The organism is Streptomyces longisporus (assembly GCF_039532765.1).
Lineage (GTDB): Bacteria > Actinomycetota > Actinomycetes > Streptomycetales > Streptomycetaceae > Streptomyces > Streptomyces longisporus.
In genome coordinates, this window is record NZ_BAAASG010000007.1 from 1,157,434 (window position 1) to 1,170,607 (window position 13,174).

Below are 13,174 nucleotides of genomic sequence, written 5' to 3' on the forward strand. Positions count from 1 at the left end.
CGCACGATGTGCCGTCCTTCTGCGCCCACATCGGCAGTTACGAGACTCAAGGACCACAACGAAATGAAGAGCATCAACCGTCGCTCCGTCCTGCTCGCCGGCATGGGAGTCGCCGGAGCCGGCGCGCTCGCCGCGTGCAGCAGCGGAAGCGGCTCCGGAAGCAGCAACGCCCTGGTCAGTCCCTCCGGCTCGGCGGTCGCCGCCGCGGAGAAGAAGCGAAAGGGCAGCGGGCGGCAGCAGAAGATCACCCTGACCGCGGCTCCCGCCATGATCGACCTGGGCGGTGGCATCATGCCCAAGACCTGGGCCTTCGACGGCCGCACTCCGGGCAAGGAGGTGCGGCTCTCGGTCGGCGACACCCTGGTTGCCGAGCTGTCCAACCAACTCCCGAACAAGACCACCACATCGATCCACTGGCACGGCATCGCGCTGCGCAACGACATGGACGGTGTGCCGCCCGCCGTCCAGACCGCCGTCCGGGCAGGCTCCACCTTCACGTACAAGTTCATCGCCGACGCCCCGGGTACGTACTTCTTCCACCCGCACGTCGGCGTCCAGCTCGACCGCGGCCTGTACGCCCCACTGATCGTCGAGGACCCCAAGGAGACCCTCGACTACGACGACGAGTGGGTCGTCCTCCTCGACGACTGGGTCGACGGCGTCACCGGCACCCCCGACGCGGTCTTCGCCGAACTCAAGCACGGCATGGGCGGCATGAGCGGCATGGACATGGGCGCGAGCAGCCCCGGCCCCAGCAGCTCGGACGACAGCATGGGGGACATGGGCGGGATGGACATGGGGGAGTCCGCGTCGCCGTCCGCCTCGGCCTCCTCGTCCGGCGGCATGTCGACGAAGTTCATGCTCATGGGCGCCACCAGCAAGCTGCTCGGCGGTGACGCCGGCGATGTGAAGTACCCGCACCACCTCATCAACGGCCGAGTGGCGGCCGATCCGGACGTCTACACCGGTAAGCCCGGCAAGAAGGTGCGCCTGCGGATCATCAACGCGGGCGGCGACACCGCCTACCGCGTCGCTCTCGGCGGTCACAAGCTGACCATCACCCACACCGACGGCTTCCCGGTCGACCATCAGCAGGTGGACGCGCTGCTGATCGGTATGGGGGAGCGTTATGACGTCGTGGCCACCCTGGGCGACGGGGTCTTCCCTCTCGTGGCGCTGGCCGAGGGAAAGAACGCCAACGGCCTCGCGCTGGTCCGCACCGGTTCGGGAAGCAAGCCGGCAGCGACCGTCCGCCCGAAGGAACTCGACGGCATCATCATGACGGCGTCCCAGCTGCGGGCCGCAGACGACGTGCGCCTGAAGTCCGCCAAGACCGACGTCACCCATCAGATCAAGCTGACCGGCGGCATGGAGAAGTACAACTGGGCCATCAGCGGCAGGGCCTTTGACATGAAGGACCCTGAGGCGAGCCCCGTCGTCATCGAGGAGGGGCAGCGTGTACGGCTCGACTTCGTCAACGACACCGACATGTGGCACCCGATGCACCTGCACGGCCACACGTACCAGCTCGGCGATTCGGGACCTCGCAAGGACACCGCGATCGTGCTGCCCAAGAAGAAGCTGTCCGTCCTTCTCGACGCCGACAACCCGGGCCAGTGGATGCTGCACTGCCACAACGCCTACCACGGCGAGGCCGGGATGATGGCGAACGTGGCTTACCAAGCCTGACGTTCTCCACGCTACTCGTGAAGTCCGGGTGGGCCCGTCGGTCGGCGATGGGCCCACCCGGGCCGAGCGAGGGCCACTCTCCCCGTCCGGAGGACTGTCTGGGGAAAGCGGTCCTCTGCGTTGTGACAGGCGCTGCCCGCAGAGCACCAGTAGAGGTTGTGCCGGCTGCAGGTTGCTCAGCGGCCCGGCGTGCCCACGGTCGACTGGTCCTGCGAGACGTGCGGCAGGCTGATACCGGCCTGCTTGAAGGTGGCCTGCATGAGGCTGGAGCAGTCCCAGGAGCTGGGCCGGTGGCGCCCAGGGCGTAGGCGTCGCCGATCTGTGTCCTGGCGAAGGCGATGACCGCCGCGGCCGAACCGGTGGCGGCCGTGGACGTGCTCGTAAGCATGGAGGCAGTAGGCCGCGAGCTCGTCGGGCGAGACGTCGTCACGCACATCGCCGGTCCGTGTGCCCTCGGTCAGCAGGTCCCGGATCATGCCGCGGAGCTGCTGTTGAGCGTGAACCACCCGCTCGTCGTGACGGAGGAACGCCACGAGTTCGGTGCCCTGGTGCCCACGAGAGTGGCGCGAGACGGCAATCACACCCGCTCCGTGGTGGCGCAGCCTTGCTCATCCCGTCATGGAGGCCTTCTTGCCGGCCGGGGTGACGGCGAACCACATCTTGTCCCTGCCCTGGCCGTTCATCTGCCCGGCCTTCGCGTCGCCCATGTAACGGTACAGAGGCCAGCCACCAAGGGTGAGTTGCTTCATGCCGTCCGGGCGATTGACGGAGCCGAGCAGGCTCTTCTCCACCCCCATGGTCTGCACGGAGTCCTGCGCCATGACCGGCATCCAGGTCTTCGTGCAGTCGCCCGAGCACATCGACATGGAGGGAGTCCCTTTGTCCATGTCGGAGCGGTAGAGCGTCATCCCCTTGTCGTCGGTGACCACGCTGCCCATACCCTTCATCGCCTTGGCCATCAGCATGGTGGTTGTGGCCATGTCCCCGCTGGCGGAACTGCCGCTGTCGGCCGGCGCGGACCTCGCGGGATCCGACGCGGCCGTGGCGACCGGTGCGGCGTTGCCGGGGCTCGTGCTGGAGGCCTTGTCGTTCGAGGAGCCGCATGCCGCCAGCAGGAGTGTGGAGACCAGTCCTGCGGACGTGGCGAGGACGATGCGGTGCCGGATCACTGTGTTTCCCTTCGCCGGGCGCTGATTCTACTTAGTCCCTTAGTACGTAAGGTCACTCCGGTCCACTCAACCACTTGAGCCACATGGCGGAGTCTTGACCATCGGCCGCGTCCGGGATGCAGCCCCGTGCCGCAACGCATGATCGCCTCACGGTTGGCCTGCAGCTCGCCGTACGGCAGATACCGCACCCTGAGGCCCGCGACCCGGCTGAAGGTGGGCCGGCGGACCACACGCTGCACGATGAGGCTGATCGCGTCACCCGCGGGGCGCTTCCCCCAGTGCGAGACGTCCTGACGCTCGGCCTCGACGCGGACCTTCTCGGCCTTCGCATCCGGACCTGCTGCCAGTCGGCCTGCCAGGCGCCCGGGCCGCGGCCGTGTCCGCATCGCAGGGATCGTCAACGCGGCAGTGTGGCACCGGGCTTCGCGCTTCGTCCCGCAGCGGACGGACTCGGCTGGCGAGCGGTGCGAGTTCGGTGAACGTCTTGCCGCCGTGATGCGCGACTCATACGTGAGTCCGAGTCGCCAGGTTCACCTGTAACCGGTCAGCCGAGGCCGGGTGGGCAGGCGACCAGAAGGGGAAGAAGGGGGATCGCCATGGCTGCGGTGGCGACGGCGCCCCACAGGGCGGGGTGTGGTGCCTTGCGTGGGCCGAGGACCCGCTTCAAGCGGATCAGGGCGTTCGGGCCGCCCGCCGCCAACGCGCCCTTCGGAGTGCGCGCCGCCGCAATCTCGTACATGGCGGTGGCCAGTACTTCCTGGGAGTGGCGGCGCAGCGCACGGTCGTCCGCGATCATCTCGACCAGCAGGGCCGTCTGTGCCCGGGCGTGGCGGGCCAGCGGCACCCACCGGAACACGGAGTGGAAGGCCTCGGCGGCGGCCAGGACGAGGTGATGGCGGCCGGCGATGTGGGCCTGCTCGTGCACCAGCACGGCGTCGAGTTGCTCGGGGGTCAGTTGGCGCACGGCCGCGTCGCTGATCACGATCCGTGGGCGGCGGCCGGGCAGGCAGTAGGCGGCCGGGCTGTCGTACGGGAGGACGGTGGCGCACAGCCGGGAGGAGTGCCGGCCCACGAGGTCGAGGGCTTCCCGGTGCTGCGTACGGGCACGACGGGCGCGTACAACGTGGAAGGCGAAGCTCCCGACGAGGGCGACTCCGATGGCGGCCGGAATGCCGACGGCCAGCCGGTCCGCCATGTCCGGGTCGGGCTGTCCCGTCGCCACGGCCATCCCGCAGGTGTGCAGCAGGCCCACCAGGCCGACGTGCAGATGCTCGGTCGGCATGGCCAGGCTGGCAGCGGTGAGCGCGGCGGCGATCGAGAACGAGACCGCCAGTGCGTGCCACACCGCCGCCGCCAGGGCAGGGGCCCGGTGCGGCCAGGAGCTGCTCAGCAGCAGGCGCGGGGCGACGAACCCCACCGCTGCCGTGTAGCCGACCAGGGCGGGGGCCGCGTTCACGAGCCCGCCTTCGCCTGCCGACTCACGTTCCGCAGGGCCTTGCGCAGGGCGGCCTGCTCCTCCTCGGACATGTTCTCGACGAAGGCGACCAGTGCTGCCGGGCGGTCCTTGCTCTCTCCCAGGCCGTCCTCCATGAGCGCGGCGGCGTAAGCCTCACGGCTGCGGACCGGCGAGTACAGCCAGGCCCGGCCGTGCTTGCCTCGCAGCAACCAGCCCTTGCCATACAGGATGTTGGTCACGGTCATCACCGTGGTGTACGCGACCGGGCGGTACTTGTTGATGTCATCGACTATCTCGCGCACCGTCGCCGGACGGTTCCACGTCCAGAAACGATCCATGATCTCCGCCTCGAGATCCCCCAGCCGCCGCATGACCCGACTCCCTTTTCGCCGCCGAATACGCAAGGCCATAGTAGACGCTCGTCCTGTGAGGCTTCTGGGGTGAAGGCGGAGAGTCACAGGCGTCCGGTGAACTCGTAGCCGCTTCGTCGATAGCGTCGCGCACCTGTGCGTCATCGAGTGGCGTGGCGGATGTCTCGCTGACGCGCCCCGTGGGGACGTCGGCCTGCACGCCGACGACGGACTGGAGGGCCGGCACGGCAAGTCATCCTTTCCCCAGGTGCGGATGGCCTGTCCGATCGAGGTGGGGCACTCATCTCGTCCTGGATGCCGAGCCGGCCGGCTGCCGCACCGGCGAAGTCACCCTGGTCGGCTACCTGTCCCCCTCCTGCGGGCCGGCTCAACTCGTCCTGTCCGACCGGGAGTTCCTGAGCGTGCCGCTGTGGCGGGCCTTCACCGCCACCGCACCTACGGCACGAGCGCCCACACCGTCGGCGATGGTCCGGCTCGTCAGCGACTGCCTCGGGCTCGTCTTCACCGAGCGCTGACGGCTACTACCGGGGCGTCTGCCACCTCGCAAGCAGCCTCAACGGACGGATCGAGATCGAGCCTGGCTGATGCGTTCTTGACGCGGTGCCATCAGAGGGCGCGTAGCAGCCAGGTCAGTTGCAGTTCGCGGGCGGTCAGGCCGGACGCTCTTCCGTCCACGCCTTCCCCACATCGTTGCCGAGCGAACGGCCTGGGGCGAAGAGCTCGCCAAGCGAGAACGCATCAGCCCTGGGCACCCGCCCAGCACGCGACGACGCTTTCGCCGCCTGTCTCTGGCCGCCCCGCCCACCTTCCGGGACCAACGGGTGACACGGGCGCGACTTGGTCGCGTGACGCGGGGGGCGGGGTGTCCCCGCAGCAGGTGGCCGGCTCTGGTTCAGGTGTCGTACATGTGGAAGCCGCGGCCGCTCTTGCGGCCGAGGCGGCCCGCGGCGACCATACGGCGAAGCAGGGCGGGCGGTGCGTACAACGGCTCCTTGAACTCCTCGTACATGGACTCGGCGACGGCCTGGGCGGTGTCGAGGCCGATGAGGTCGAGCAGGCGCAACGGCCCCATGGGATGGGCGCATCCGAGTTCCATGCCCCGGTCGATGTCCTCCGGCCGTGCCGAGCCGGACTCCACCATCCGCACGGCGCCGAGCAGATAGGGCACGAGGAGGGCGTTGACGACGAAGCCGGAACGGTCGGGCGCCTGGATGGCCTGCTTGCCCAACTGCTCCGCCAGGCCGCGGGTGCGGTCCACGGTGTCGGCGTCGGTGGTGAGGGCGGGAACGAGCTCGACCAGCCGCTGCACGGGCACGGGGTTGAAGAAGTGCATGCCGATGACCCGCGACGGCCGTTCGGTGGCAACTGCGAGGTCGACGACGGGGATCGAGGAGGTGTTGGTGGCCAGGACTGCCGCTTGGTCTTCGATCGCCTTGTCCAGGGTGCGCAGGACATCGGTCTTGATGTCGCGGTTCTCGGCGACCGCCTCGATGACGAACTGACGGTCGGCCATGTCGGTGAGGTCGCGGGTGAAGGAAACCCTGGCGAGGGCCTGGTCTCGCTGTTCCTCGGCGAGTTTGTGACTTCTGAGGGCTCGGTCGAGGGAAGCGGTGAGTCGGCGGCGGCCTGCCTCGATCGCGTCGGGTGTGGCCTCGGCGACACGGACGTCGATGCCGCTGCGGGCGGCGACTTCGGCGATGCCGGAGCCCATGAGGCCGCAGCCGACGACGCCAAGACGGGTGACGGGGTCCATCCGGGGTCCTCTCTGATGAGTCGTGGTCCGATGGGAGGTGACCGCCGTCATAGATCGAGGACGAGGCGGGGGCCGCACGAGCGGGAGACGCAGATGAGCATGGTGTCGCCGGCGGCTCGTTCGTCCTCGGACAGCAGCGAGTCGCGGTGGTCGGGTGTGCCGTCGAGCACGTCCGTCTCGCAGGTGCCGCACGTGCCTTCCCGGCAGGAGAAGTCGACCGCGACGCCGGCTTCCTCGATAGCTTCGAGCACCGAACGGTCCGGCGCCACGGTGAGGGTGAGCCCGGAACGGGCGAGCTCCAGCTCGAAGGCAGCGGCAGTGCCGGTTTCGGCTGTCCGAACCGGGGCGAACCGTTCGACGCCCAGCGTGCCGGGCGGCCAGGTCGCGCACTGCTCCTGCACCGCCCGCAGCAGGGGTTCGGGACCGCAGGCGTGGACCAGGGTGCCTTCCTCGGGCACGCCGAGGAACGTGGCGAGGTCCAGCAGGCCGTACTCGTCCTGCGGACGGACGAGTACACGGTCCCCGTGCGGGACGAGGCGGTCCAAGAAGGCCATGGAGGTCCGGGTGCGGCCGCCGTACAGCAGACGCCAGTCGCCCCCCGCGGCCTCGGCTGCTTCGACCATGGGCAGGATGGGCGTGATACCGACACCGCCCGCGATGAAGAGATGGCGCGCGGTCGGCCGCAGCGGGAAGTTGTTCCGCGGTCCTCGGACCCGTACCTTCGCGCCTTCGTGCAGGTGGTCGTGGACGTATGCGGAGCCACCCCGCCCTCCCGGCTCGCGCAGCACGGCGATCTGCCAGGCCTCGCGGTCGGCGGGGTGCCCGCACAGGGAGTACTGACGGATCAGGTCGTCGCCGTCGTCGCCGTTCAGGAGCAGGTCGATGTGGGCGCCCGGCGTCCAGGCAGGGAGCGCGCCCCCGTCCGGGCGGCGAAGGGTGAGGGTGACGACGTCGTCCGCGGCCCGGGTGCGGGTCTCCACGGTGAGCGTCGCGTCGAACGTGGGCAGTTGGTCGTTCATGAGGGTTCAGCTCCGGGTTCAGGCCGCGGTCGGCACGTGCAGCAGTAGTGCGTCGCCCTGGCCGCCGCCCCCGCACAGGGCGGCCGCTCCGCTGCCGCCTCCGCGCCGTCGCAGTGCGGCCGCGAGGGTCAGCACCAGCCGGGCCCCGGTCATGCCGACCGGATGCCCGAGCGCGATCGCTCCGCCGTTGACGTTCACCCTGTCCAGGGGGATGCCCAGCTCCCGTACGGACGCCAGGGCCACCGAGGCGAACGCCTCGTTGATCTCGAACAGCTCCAGGTCGGCGACCTTCAGCCGGCCGTCCCGGGACAGCGCGTCGCGGACCGCGCCGGCCGGCTGGACGAGCAGCGAGGGGTCGGGGCCCGCGACCGTGCCGTAGGCACCGATCTCGGCGAGCGGCGTCAGGCCCTCCCGCCGGGCGCGCTCGGCGCTCATCACGACGACGGCCGCGGCCCCGTCGGAGAGCTGTGAGGCGTTGCCCGGGGTGATGGTGCCCGTGTCGGAGAAGGCCGGCTTCAGGCGCCCCAGACTCTCGCCGGTGGTGCCGGATCGTACGCCCTCGTCGGTGGCGACCACCGTCTCGCCCTGGCGCCCGGCCACGGTGACGGGGGCGATCTCCGCGGACAACGCACCCGACTCCTGGGCGTGGGCGGCCCTTTGATGGGAGAGCGCGCTGTACTCGTCCTGTTCCTCACGGGTCAGGTCGAAGGGCCGTTGGTAGCGCTCGGTCGCCGCGCCCATGGAGACGCCGTCGAAGGCGCAGACGAGGGCATCACGGTCCAGGGCGTCCTCCGCCGCTGCCGGACCGTACGTCCAGCCGGTGCGGGCTCCGCGCAGCAGGTGCGGGGCGTTCGACATGGACTCCATGCCACCCGCCACGACCACTTCGTGACGGCCCGAGGCGATCATCAAGTCGGCCAGGGCGATGGCGTGCAGTCCGGACGGGCAGAGCTTGTTCACGGTGCTCGCGGGCACGGAGAAGGGGATGCCGGCCTCGACCGCGGCCTGCCGTGCCGGGTTGGGGCCGGCTGCGGCCTGGACGACATGCCCCATGACGACGGCTTCGACGGCTGCCGGCTCCAGGTGTACGGCGGCCAGGGCCGCGCGGATGGCGTGGGCGCCGAGGTCGACCGCGGACAGGGAGCTGAGGGCGCCCAGCAGTTTGCCGATGGGCGTCCTGGCACCGGCGACGATGACGGATCCGGGCATGGCCGGGACCTCCTGGAGTGAGGGACGGGGTCAGGCGGCCGTGCCGGCGTCCACGGCACGGTCGGCGATCAGATGGGCCGTCTCGTTGACCGAGTGCAGGACGACGCGGCCGCCGGGCATGCGCCGCACCCGGCTGACGGACGTGTAGTCGGGGTGGAACCAGAACATGGTGGACAGGCCCAGCACCGTCGCCAGGTAGGTGTTGGTGATGCCGCCGTGGCACACGGCCGCGACCCGCCCGCCCGGATGGGCGTCGAGAATGGTGTGCACGGCCCGTACGGCACGTGCCCGGAAGGCGTCCCGGTCCAGCTCGGGCACGAAGTCCTCGAAGCGTCCCTCGGCGAGCGCCGCCGCCCGGGGATCGTCGGCGCCGATCTGCTCGGGTGGCGTGTAGGGGTGGGACACGTCCGTGTCCCACTCGCGCAGGTCGTCGAGGACGGTGGCGGTCATGCCGGTGAGTCGTTCCAGGGGCGCGGCGGTCTCTCGGGCGCGGCGGTACGGGCTGACGTAGAGGGCGTCGAGGTCCTCGTGTCCGAGCCAGGCGGCGAGATGTTCCGCCTGGGCGATGCCCTCCGGGGACAGCCCCGGGTCGAACACACCGGCCAGCGGGAGGCCGTGCCGGATGAGGAGGAGTTCGGTCATGGTGATCCTTCACAGGGGTGAGCCGGCGCAGGGGTGAGCAGGCACGGGGGCAGAAGAGACAGGGGTGAGCGGCGCGGAGGCGAGCGGCTCAGCCGGCGATGGTCCGTTCTGATGCCCAGTAGGGGCGGCGCATCGCGCGTTTGTCGAGCTTGCCCATCGCGTTGCGCAGGAGTTCGGGCACGAACTCGTACGACTTCGGGCACTTGTAGGCGGCGAGACGCTCGCGGCAGAACCGGTCCAGCTCGTCGGCGGGCGGCTCGTCCGCCGCCACGACGAGCGCCCGCAGGGACTCGCCGAAGTCGGGGTCGGGCACGCCGATGACCGCGACCTCGGCGACCGCCGGGTGCTGTCGCAGCACGGCCTCGCTCTCGGCGGGGTAGAGGTTGACCCCGCCGGAGACCACGACGTCCGCGGCCCGGTCGGTGATGAAGATGTAGCCGTCCGCGTCGACATAGCCGATGTCGCCGAGGGTGAAGACGCCGGGGGAGAGGTAGGCGGCCTTGGTCTTGTCCGGGTCCGCGTGGTAGCGGACGCCCTGGTCCTCCGGAGCCCGGAAGGCCAGCAACCCTGGTTCGCCGGGCGGCAGTTGCCGGCCGTCGTCATCGGTGACCAGGACCTCGAAGGGGGGCCGTACCCGCCCGACCGAGCCCGGGTGCGCCAGCCACTCCGCGCTGCTGATGCGTGCCACGGTGCCCGCCTCGCTGGCGCCGTACGACTCGGTCAGCACCGGACCGAACCAGTCGATCATGGCGCGCTTCACCTCGGGCGGACACGCGGAGCCGGTGTGGGAGACCTGCCGCAGGCTGGAGACGTCGTACCGGGCGCGGACCTCGCCCGGGAGGGCGAGCAGCCGTTGGAAGTGGGTGGGGACCATCACCGTCGAGGAGACCCGCCACTTCTGCACCCGGCTCAGGAACGTCTCCGCGTCGTATCTGCCGAGGACGACCACCGGCTCGCCGGCCGCCAGGTGTCGCAGCGAGGTCAGCGGGGCGTTGTGCTGCAGGGGGCCGCACACCAGGTGCCATCCCGGAGGGAATCCGGGACGGGCGGACATCGCGGCGAGGTAGGCGGAGCTGTCGGCGACCGGGCTGCTGACCCAGCGCACCTCGGTGCCGCGCGCCTGTCCGGTGGTTCCCGAGGTGTAGACGAGCGGAGGCCGGGCGGGTCGGCCCGCGGGGAGGGTGCGCCCGGCGGGTGCGGCGGCCAGCCACCGGTCCCAGTCGAAGGCGTGTCCGAGCGCCGGGGTTCCGTGCACCACCACCGGCAGGCACAGTTCCCGGGCCGCGTCGAGGGCGGCACCCGCGCCTACGGGTCCGGCGACGATCCCGGTCACGCCCGCGTCGATGATCTGCTCGACGAGCTCGCCCGAGGTGAGGCTGCGGGACGTGGCCACGGTCCCCACTCCGGCGCGCAGGCCGGCCAGATGAGCCACCAGCGTCGGGATCGCGTTGTCACCGAGGACGGCGATCCGGTCCTCGGGGCCGGGCGCGAGTTCGAGCAACCGGGCCGCCGCCCGCGCCACCTGGTCGGCGAGGCGGGACCAGGACAGGACGTCCAGGTCGTCCGCCAGGGCGGGCTCGTCGGGTGACTCCTGGGCGCGACGGTCGAGTGGCAGCAGCGACATGGCTCCTCCGGCGGCTCCTCGGGCCTCTCCCGGTTTCCGGGGAGAGGGAGATGCTGAGACTGTAGCGTTTATCAAGAAAGTGCGGAACACTCTGATCCGGGACGGAGTCGTTCACGCCTGTTTCAGTGGGTTGGGGACGCCGTGCTCCGCATCCTGTTACTAAATCCACCGTCTGGTAAGTGCCCGAGGAGGAGCCATGTCCGAGCTGGATCCGGACGCATGGCGCAGGCAGGTACGGCAGTGGCTGGCCACCGTGCTCGAACCCGCACGGGCGCCGGACTCCGGCACGGAGACCGCCGACCTCGCCGTGTTCCACAACCTTCCGGAGAACGAGGAGCGCCTGCTGCTGGAGCGCTGCCGCGCCTACCAGCGAGCCCGGTTCGACGCCGGCTACCAGGCCCTGACCCTCCCGGCGGACAAGGGCGGCGCGGGACTGACCGCCGCCCACGTGGCGGCCTTCGCCGAAGAGGAAGCGGCCTTCGAGGTCCCGCCCTCCACCGAGCTGATCAGCGTCACGGTGCGCCTGGTCGCGATGGCCGTCTCCCTGTTCGGGACCGCCGAGCAGCGCCGCGACCACGCCCGCGCCTTCCTGCGCACCGATCTGCTGGCCTGCCAGCTGTTCAGCGAGCCCGGTGCCGGATCGGACCTCGCGGCCCTGCGCGCCCGCGCCCGGCAGGACGGCGAGGAGTGGGTGATCGACGGTCAGAAGGTGTGGACCTCGGGCGCCCAGTTCGCCGACTACGGTCTGCTGCTCGCCCGCACCGACCCGGACGTCGTCAAACAGGCCGGCATCACCGCCTTCCTGGTACCGATGGACGCCCCTGGGGTGGAGGTGCGCCCGATCCGTCAGATGAGCGGCGGCGCCTCCTTCAACGAGGTCTTCCTCAGCGGTGTACGCGTGCCGGACCGGCTCCGGATCGGGCGGCCGGGCCAGGGCTGGGAGGTCGCCACCACCACCCTCGCCTTCGAACGCACCGCCTCCGGCAGCGGCAACCGCCGTAAGGGCGGCACCTTCACGGACGTTCTCGCGCTCGCCCGATCCCTCGGCCGCACCGAGGATCCGCTGGTCCGCCAGCGCCTCGCGGACCTGTACGTCCGTGCGGCCCTGCGCGCGGCGACCGTGGACCGCGTCGCCAGGACGAGCGCGGCCGGCGGCCGGCCGGGCCCGGAGGCGTCGTTGACCAAACTCATGGCCTCCGAACTGCTCACCCGCACAGGGCAGGTCGCTGCCGAGCTGATGGGAGCACGGATCAGCGCCGACACCGGGGAACAGGGCACCTTCGCCTGGACCGAGCACCTCCTCGGCGCCCCCGGCTACCGGCTGGCCGGAGGCACGGACCAGATCCAGCGCAACCTGATCGGCGAACGGGTCCTCAAGCTGCCGCCCGAGCCGCGGGTGGACCGGAAGCCGTTCTCACAACTCCCCGGCAACTGAGGCACCACGCCTCGCTTCGGCAATCACGAAGGAGTGACATCGATGGATCTGGGACTGACGGGCGCCAAGGCGCTGGTGACCGGTGCGAGCCGGGGCATAGGCCGGGCGATCGCCGCGACACTGGCCGCGGAGGGCTGCGCCCTGGCGCTGTGCGCCCGGGGCGGGGAAGGACTGGCCAAGGCCGCCGCCGAACTGCGGGCCGAGGGGGCCACCGTGTTCGAGGAAGCGGTCGACGTCACCGACCCGGGCGCCCTCGCCGGTTTCGTGGAGCGGGCGGCCGGCGCACTCGGCGGCCTGGACCTGGTGGTGTCCAACGTGTCGGCGGGCAACGTGAAAGGCCCCGAGTCCTGGGAAGCCAGCCTGCGCGGCGACCTGATCCCGTTCGCGGGACTCGTCGAGGCCGCCATGCCCCATCTGGAGGCCTCCGACCGGGCCGCGGTCGTGGCCATCGGCACCACCAACGCCTCCGACACCGCGCGCCCGGCCGGAGCGAACTCCTACTCCGCGCTCAAGGCGGCCGTCGTCCAGCACGCCTCCGCCCTCGCACACGCCCTCGCACCGAAGGGCATCCGCGTCAACACCGTCTCGCCCGGCCCGATCGACTTCCCCGGCGGCGCCTGGGAGACCATCCGCACCAGCCGCCCGGAGGTCTACGAGGAAGTCCTCGCCAAGCTTCCGATCGGCCGCTACGGCACAGCGGAGGACGTGGCCGCGGCGGTGGCGTTCCTGCTCGGTCGGACCGGTGGGTTCTGTGTGGGAGTCAACCTCGTGGTGGACGGCGGGCTGCTCACCCGCGTCCAGTACTGA

13 protein-coding genes are annotated in these 13,174 nt (G+C 70.7%); 4 read left to right on the forward strand and 9 right to left on the reverse strand.

The annotated features are described in order from the left end of the window. The first annotated feature begins 63 nt into the window (after positions 1 to 63). Positions 64 to 1,689 (forward strand): multicopper oxidase family protein, encoded by a 1,626-nt coding sequence (locus ABD355_RS16680; protein WP_344401095.1) that lies wholly within the window; start codon positions 64 to 66, stop codon positions 1,687 to 1,689. Between the two features lie 176 nt (positions 1,690 to 1,865). Here the strand turns inward: ABD355_RS16680 and ABD355_RS44710 are convergent, their stop codons facing one another. The 4 genes from ABD355_RS44710 to ABD355_RS16700 all read right to left on the reverse strand — a co-directional run bounded on the left by ABD355_RS44710 (position 1,866) and on the right by ABD355_RS16700 (position 4,685). Then, positions 1,866 to 2,270, reverse strand: a complete 405-nt coding sequence (locus ABD355_RS44710) for an NlpC/P60 family protein (RefSeq protein WP_425585745.1) — start codon at positions 2,268 to 2,270, stop codon at positions 1,866 to 1,868. A 27-nt stretch (positions 2,271 to 2,297) separates the two neighbouring features. After that, positions 2,298 to 2,858: a hypothetical protein gene (locus ABD355_RS16690; protein WP_344401096.1), complete on the reverse strand. Its 561-nt coding sequence runs from the start codon at positions 2,856 to 2,858 to the stop codon at positions 2,298 to 2,300. 544 nt (positions 2,859 to 3,402) lie between these two features. Next, entirely contained in the window at positions 3,403 to 4,314 is a 912-nt protein-coding gene (locus tag ABD355_RS16695) for a M56 family metallopeptidase (RefSeq protein ID WP_344401097.1), read from the reverse strand. Continuing rightward, positions 4,311 to 4,685 (reverse strand): BlaI/MecI/CopY family transcriptional regulator, encoded by a 375-nt coding sequence (locus ABD355_RS16700; RefSeq protein WP_344401098.1) that lies wholly within the window; start codon positions 4,683 to 4,685, stop codon positions 4,311 to 4,313. The genes ABD355_RS16695 and ABD355_RS16700 overlap by 4 nt, the downstream gene beginning before the upstream one ends. A gap of 152 nt (positions 4,686 to 4,837) precedes the next feature. On the opposite strand from ABD355_RS16700, the gene ABD355_RS16705 reads away from it, so the two are divergent. Continuing rightward, positions 4,838 to 5,200 (forward strand): hypothetical protein, encoded by a 363-nt coding sequence (locus ABD355_RS16705; RefSeq protein WP_344401099.1) that lies wholly within the window; start codon positions 4,838 to 4,840, stop codon positions 5,198 to 5,200. 377 nt (positions 5,201 to 5,577) lie between these two features. Here the strand turns inward: ABD355_RS16705 and ABD355_RS16710 are convergent, their stop codons facing one another. The 5 genes from ABD355_RS16710 to ABD355_RS16730 form a co-directional block, all read right to left on the reverse strand. Further along, positions 5,578 to 6,438 (reverse strand): 3-hydroxybutyryl-CoA dehydrogenase, encoded by an 861-nt coding sequence (locus ABD355_RS16710; RefSeq protein ID WP_344401100.1) that lies wholly within the window; start codon positions 6,436 to 6,438, stop codon positions 5,578 to 5,580. A gap of 47 nt (positions 6,439 to 6,485) precedes the next feature. Continuing rightward, on the reverse strand, positions 6,486 to 7,457 hold the full coding sequence (locus ABD355_RS16715) for a PDR/VanB family oxidoreductase (protein ID WP_344401101.1): 972 nt from the start codon (positions 7,455 to 7,457) through the stop codon (positions 6,486 to 6,488). A gap of 18 nt (positions 7,458 to 7,475) precedes the next feature. Next, positions 7,476 to 8,666, reverse strand: a complete 1,191-nt coding sequence (locus ABD355_RS16720) for an acetyl-CoA C-acyltransferase (protein WP_344401102.1) — start codon at positions 8,664 to 8,666, stop codon at positions 7,476 to 7,478. A 30-nt stretch (positions 8,667 to 8,696) separates the two neighbouring features. Next, the gene (locus tag ABD355_RS16725) at positions 8,697 to 9,308 is read right to left on the reverse strand and encodes a histidine phosphatase family protein (RefSeq protein ID WP_344401103.1); all 612 of its coding nucleotides are present in this window, start codon (positions 9,306 to 9,308) and stop codon (positions 8,697 to 8,699) included. Between the two features lie 88 nt (positions 9,309 to 9,396). Continuing rightward, positions 9,397 to 10,932, reverse strand: a complete 1,536-nt coding sequence (locus tag ABD355_RS16730) for an AMP-binding protein (protein WP_344401104.1) — start codon at positions 10,930 to 10,932, stop codon at positions 9,397 to 9,399. Positions 10,933 to 11,128: 196 nt separating this feature from the next. On the opposite strand from ABD355_RS16730, the gene ABD355_RS16735 reads away from it, so the two are divergent. Both ABD355_RS16735 and ABD355_RS16740 read left to right on the forward strand, forming a co-directional pair. Continuing rightward, positions 11,129 to 12,367, forward strand: a complete 1,239-nt coding sequence (locus ABD355_RS16735; RefSeq protein ID WP_344401105.1) for an acyl-CoA dehydrogenase family protein — start codon at positions 11,129 to 11,131, stop codon at positions 12,365 to 12,367. A 42-nt stretch (positions 12,368 to 12,409) separates the two neighbouring features. Beyond that, positions 12,410 to 13,174: an SDR family NAD(P)-dependent oxidoreductase gene (locus ABD355_RS16740; protein WP_344401106.1), complete on the forward strand. Its 765-nt coding sequence runs from the start codon at positions 12,410 to 12,412 to the stop codon at positions 13,172 to 13,174.

Coding starts and splice junctions, on each gene's coding strand:
- ABD355_RS16680 (WP_344401095.1), top strand. CDS start 64: ATGAAGAGCATCAACCGTCGCTCCGTCCTGCTCGCCGGCATGGGAGTC.
- ABD355_RS16700 (WP_344401098.1), bottom strand. CDS start 4,685: ATGCGGCGGCTGGGGGATCTCGAGGCGGAGATCATGGATCGTTTCTGG.
- ABD355_RS16710 (WP_344401100.1), bottom strand. CDS start 6,438: ATGGACCCCGTCACCCGTCTTGGCGTCGTCGGCTGCGGCCTCATGGGC.
- ABD355_RS16715 (WP_344401101.1), bottom strand. CDS start 7,457: ATGAACGACCAACTGCCCACGTTCGACGCGACGCTCACCGTGGAGACC.
- ABD355_RS16720 (WP_344401102.1), bottom strand. CDS start 8,666: ATGCCCGGATCCGTCATCGTCGCCGGTGCCAGGACGCCCATCGGCAAA.
- ABD355_RS16725 (WP_344401103.1), bottom strand. CDS start 9,308: ATGACCGAACTCCTCCTCATCCGGCACGGCCTCCCGCTGGCCGGTGTG.
- ABD355_RS16730 (WP_344401104.1), bottom strand. CDS start 10,932: ATGTCGCTGCTGCCACTCGACCGTCGCGCCCAGGAGTCACCCGACGAG.
- ABD355_RS16735 (WP_344401105.1), top strand. CDS start 11,129: ATGTCCGAGCTGGATCCGGACGCATGGCGCAGGCAGGTACGGCAGTGG.
- ABD355_RS16740 (WP_344401106.1), top strand. CDS start 12,410: ATGGATCTGGGACTGACGGGCGCCAAGGCGCTGGTGACCGGTGCGAGC.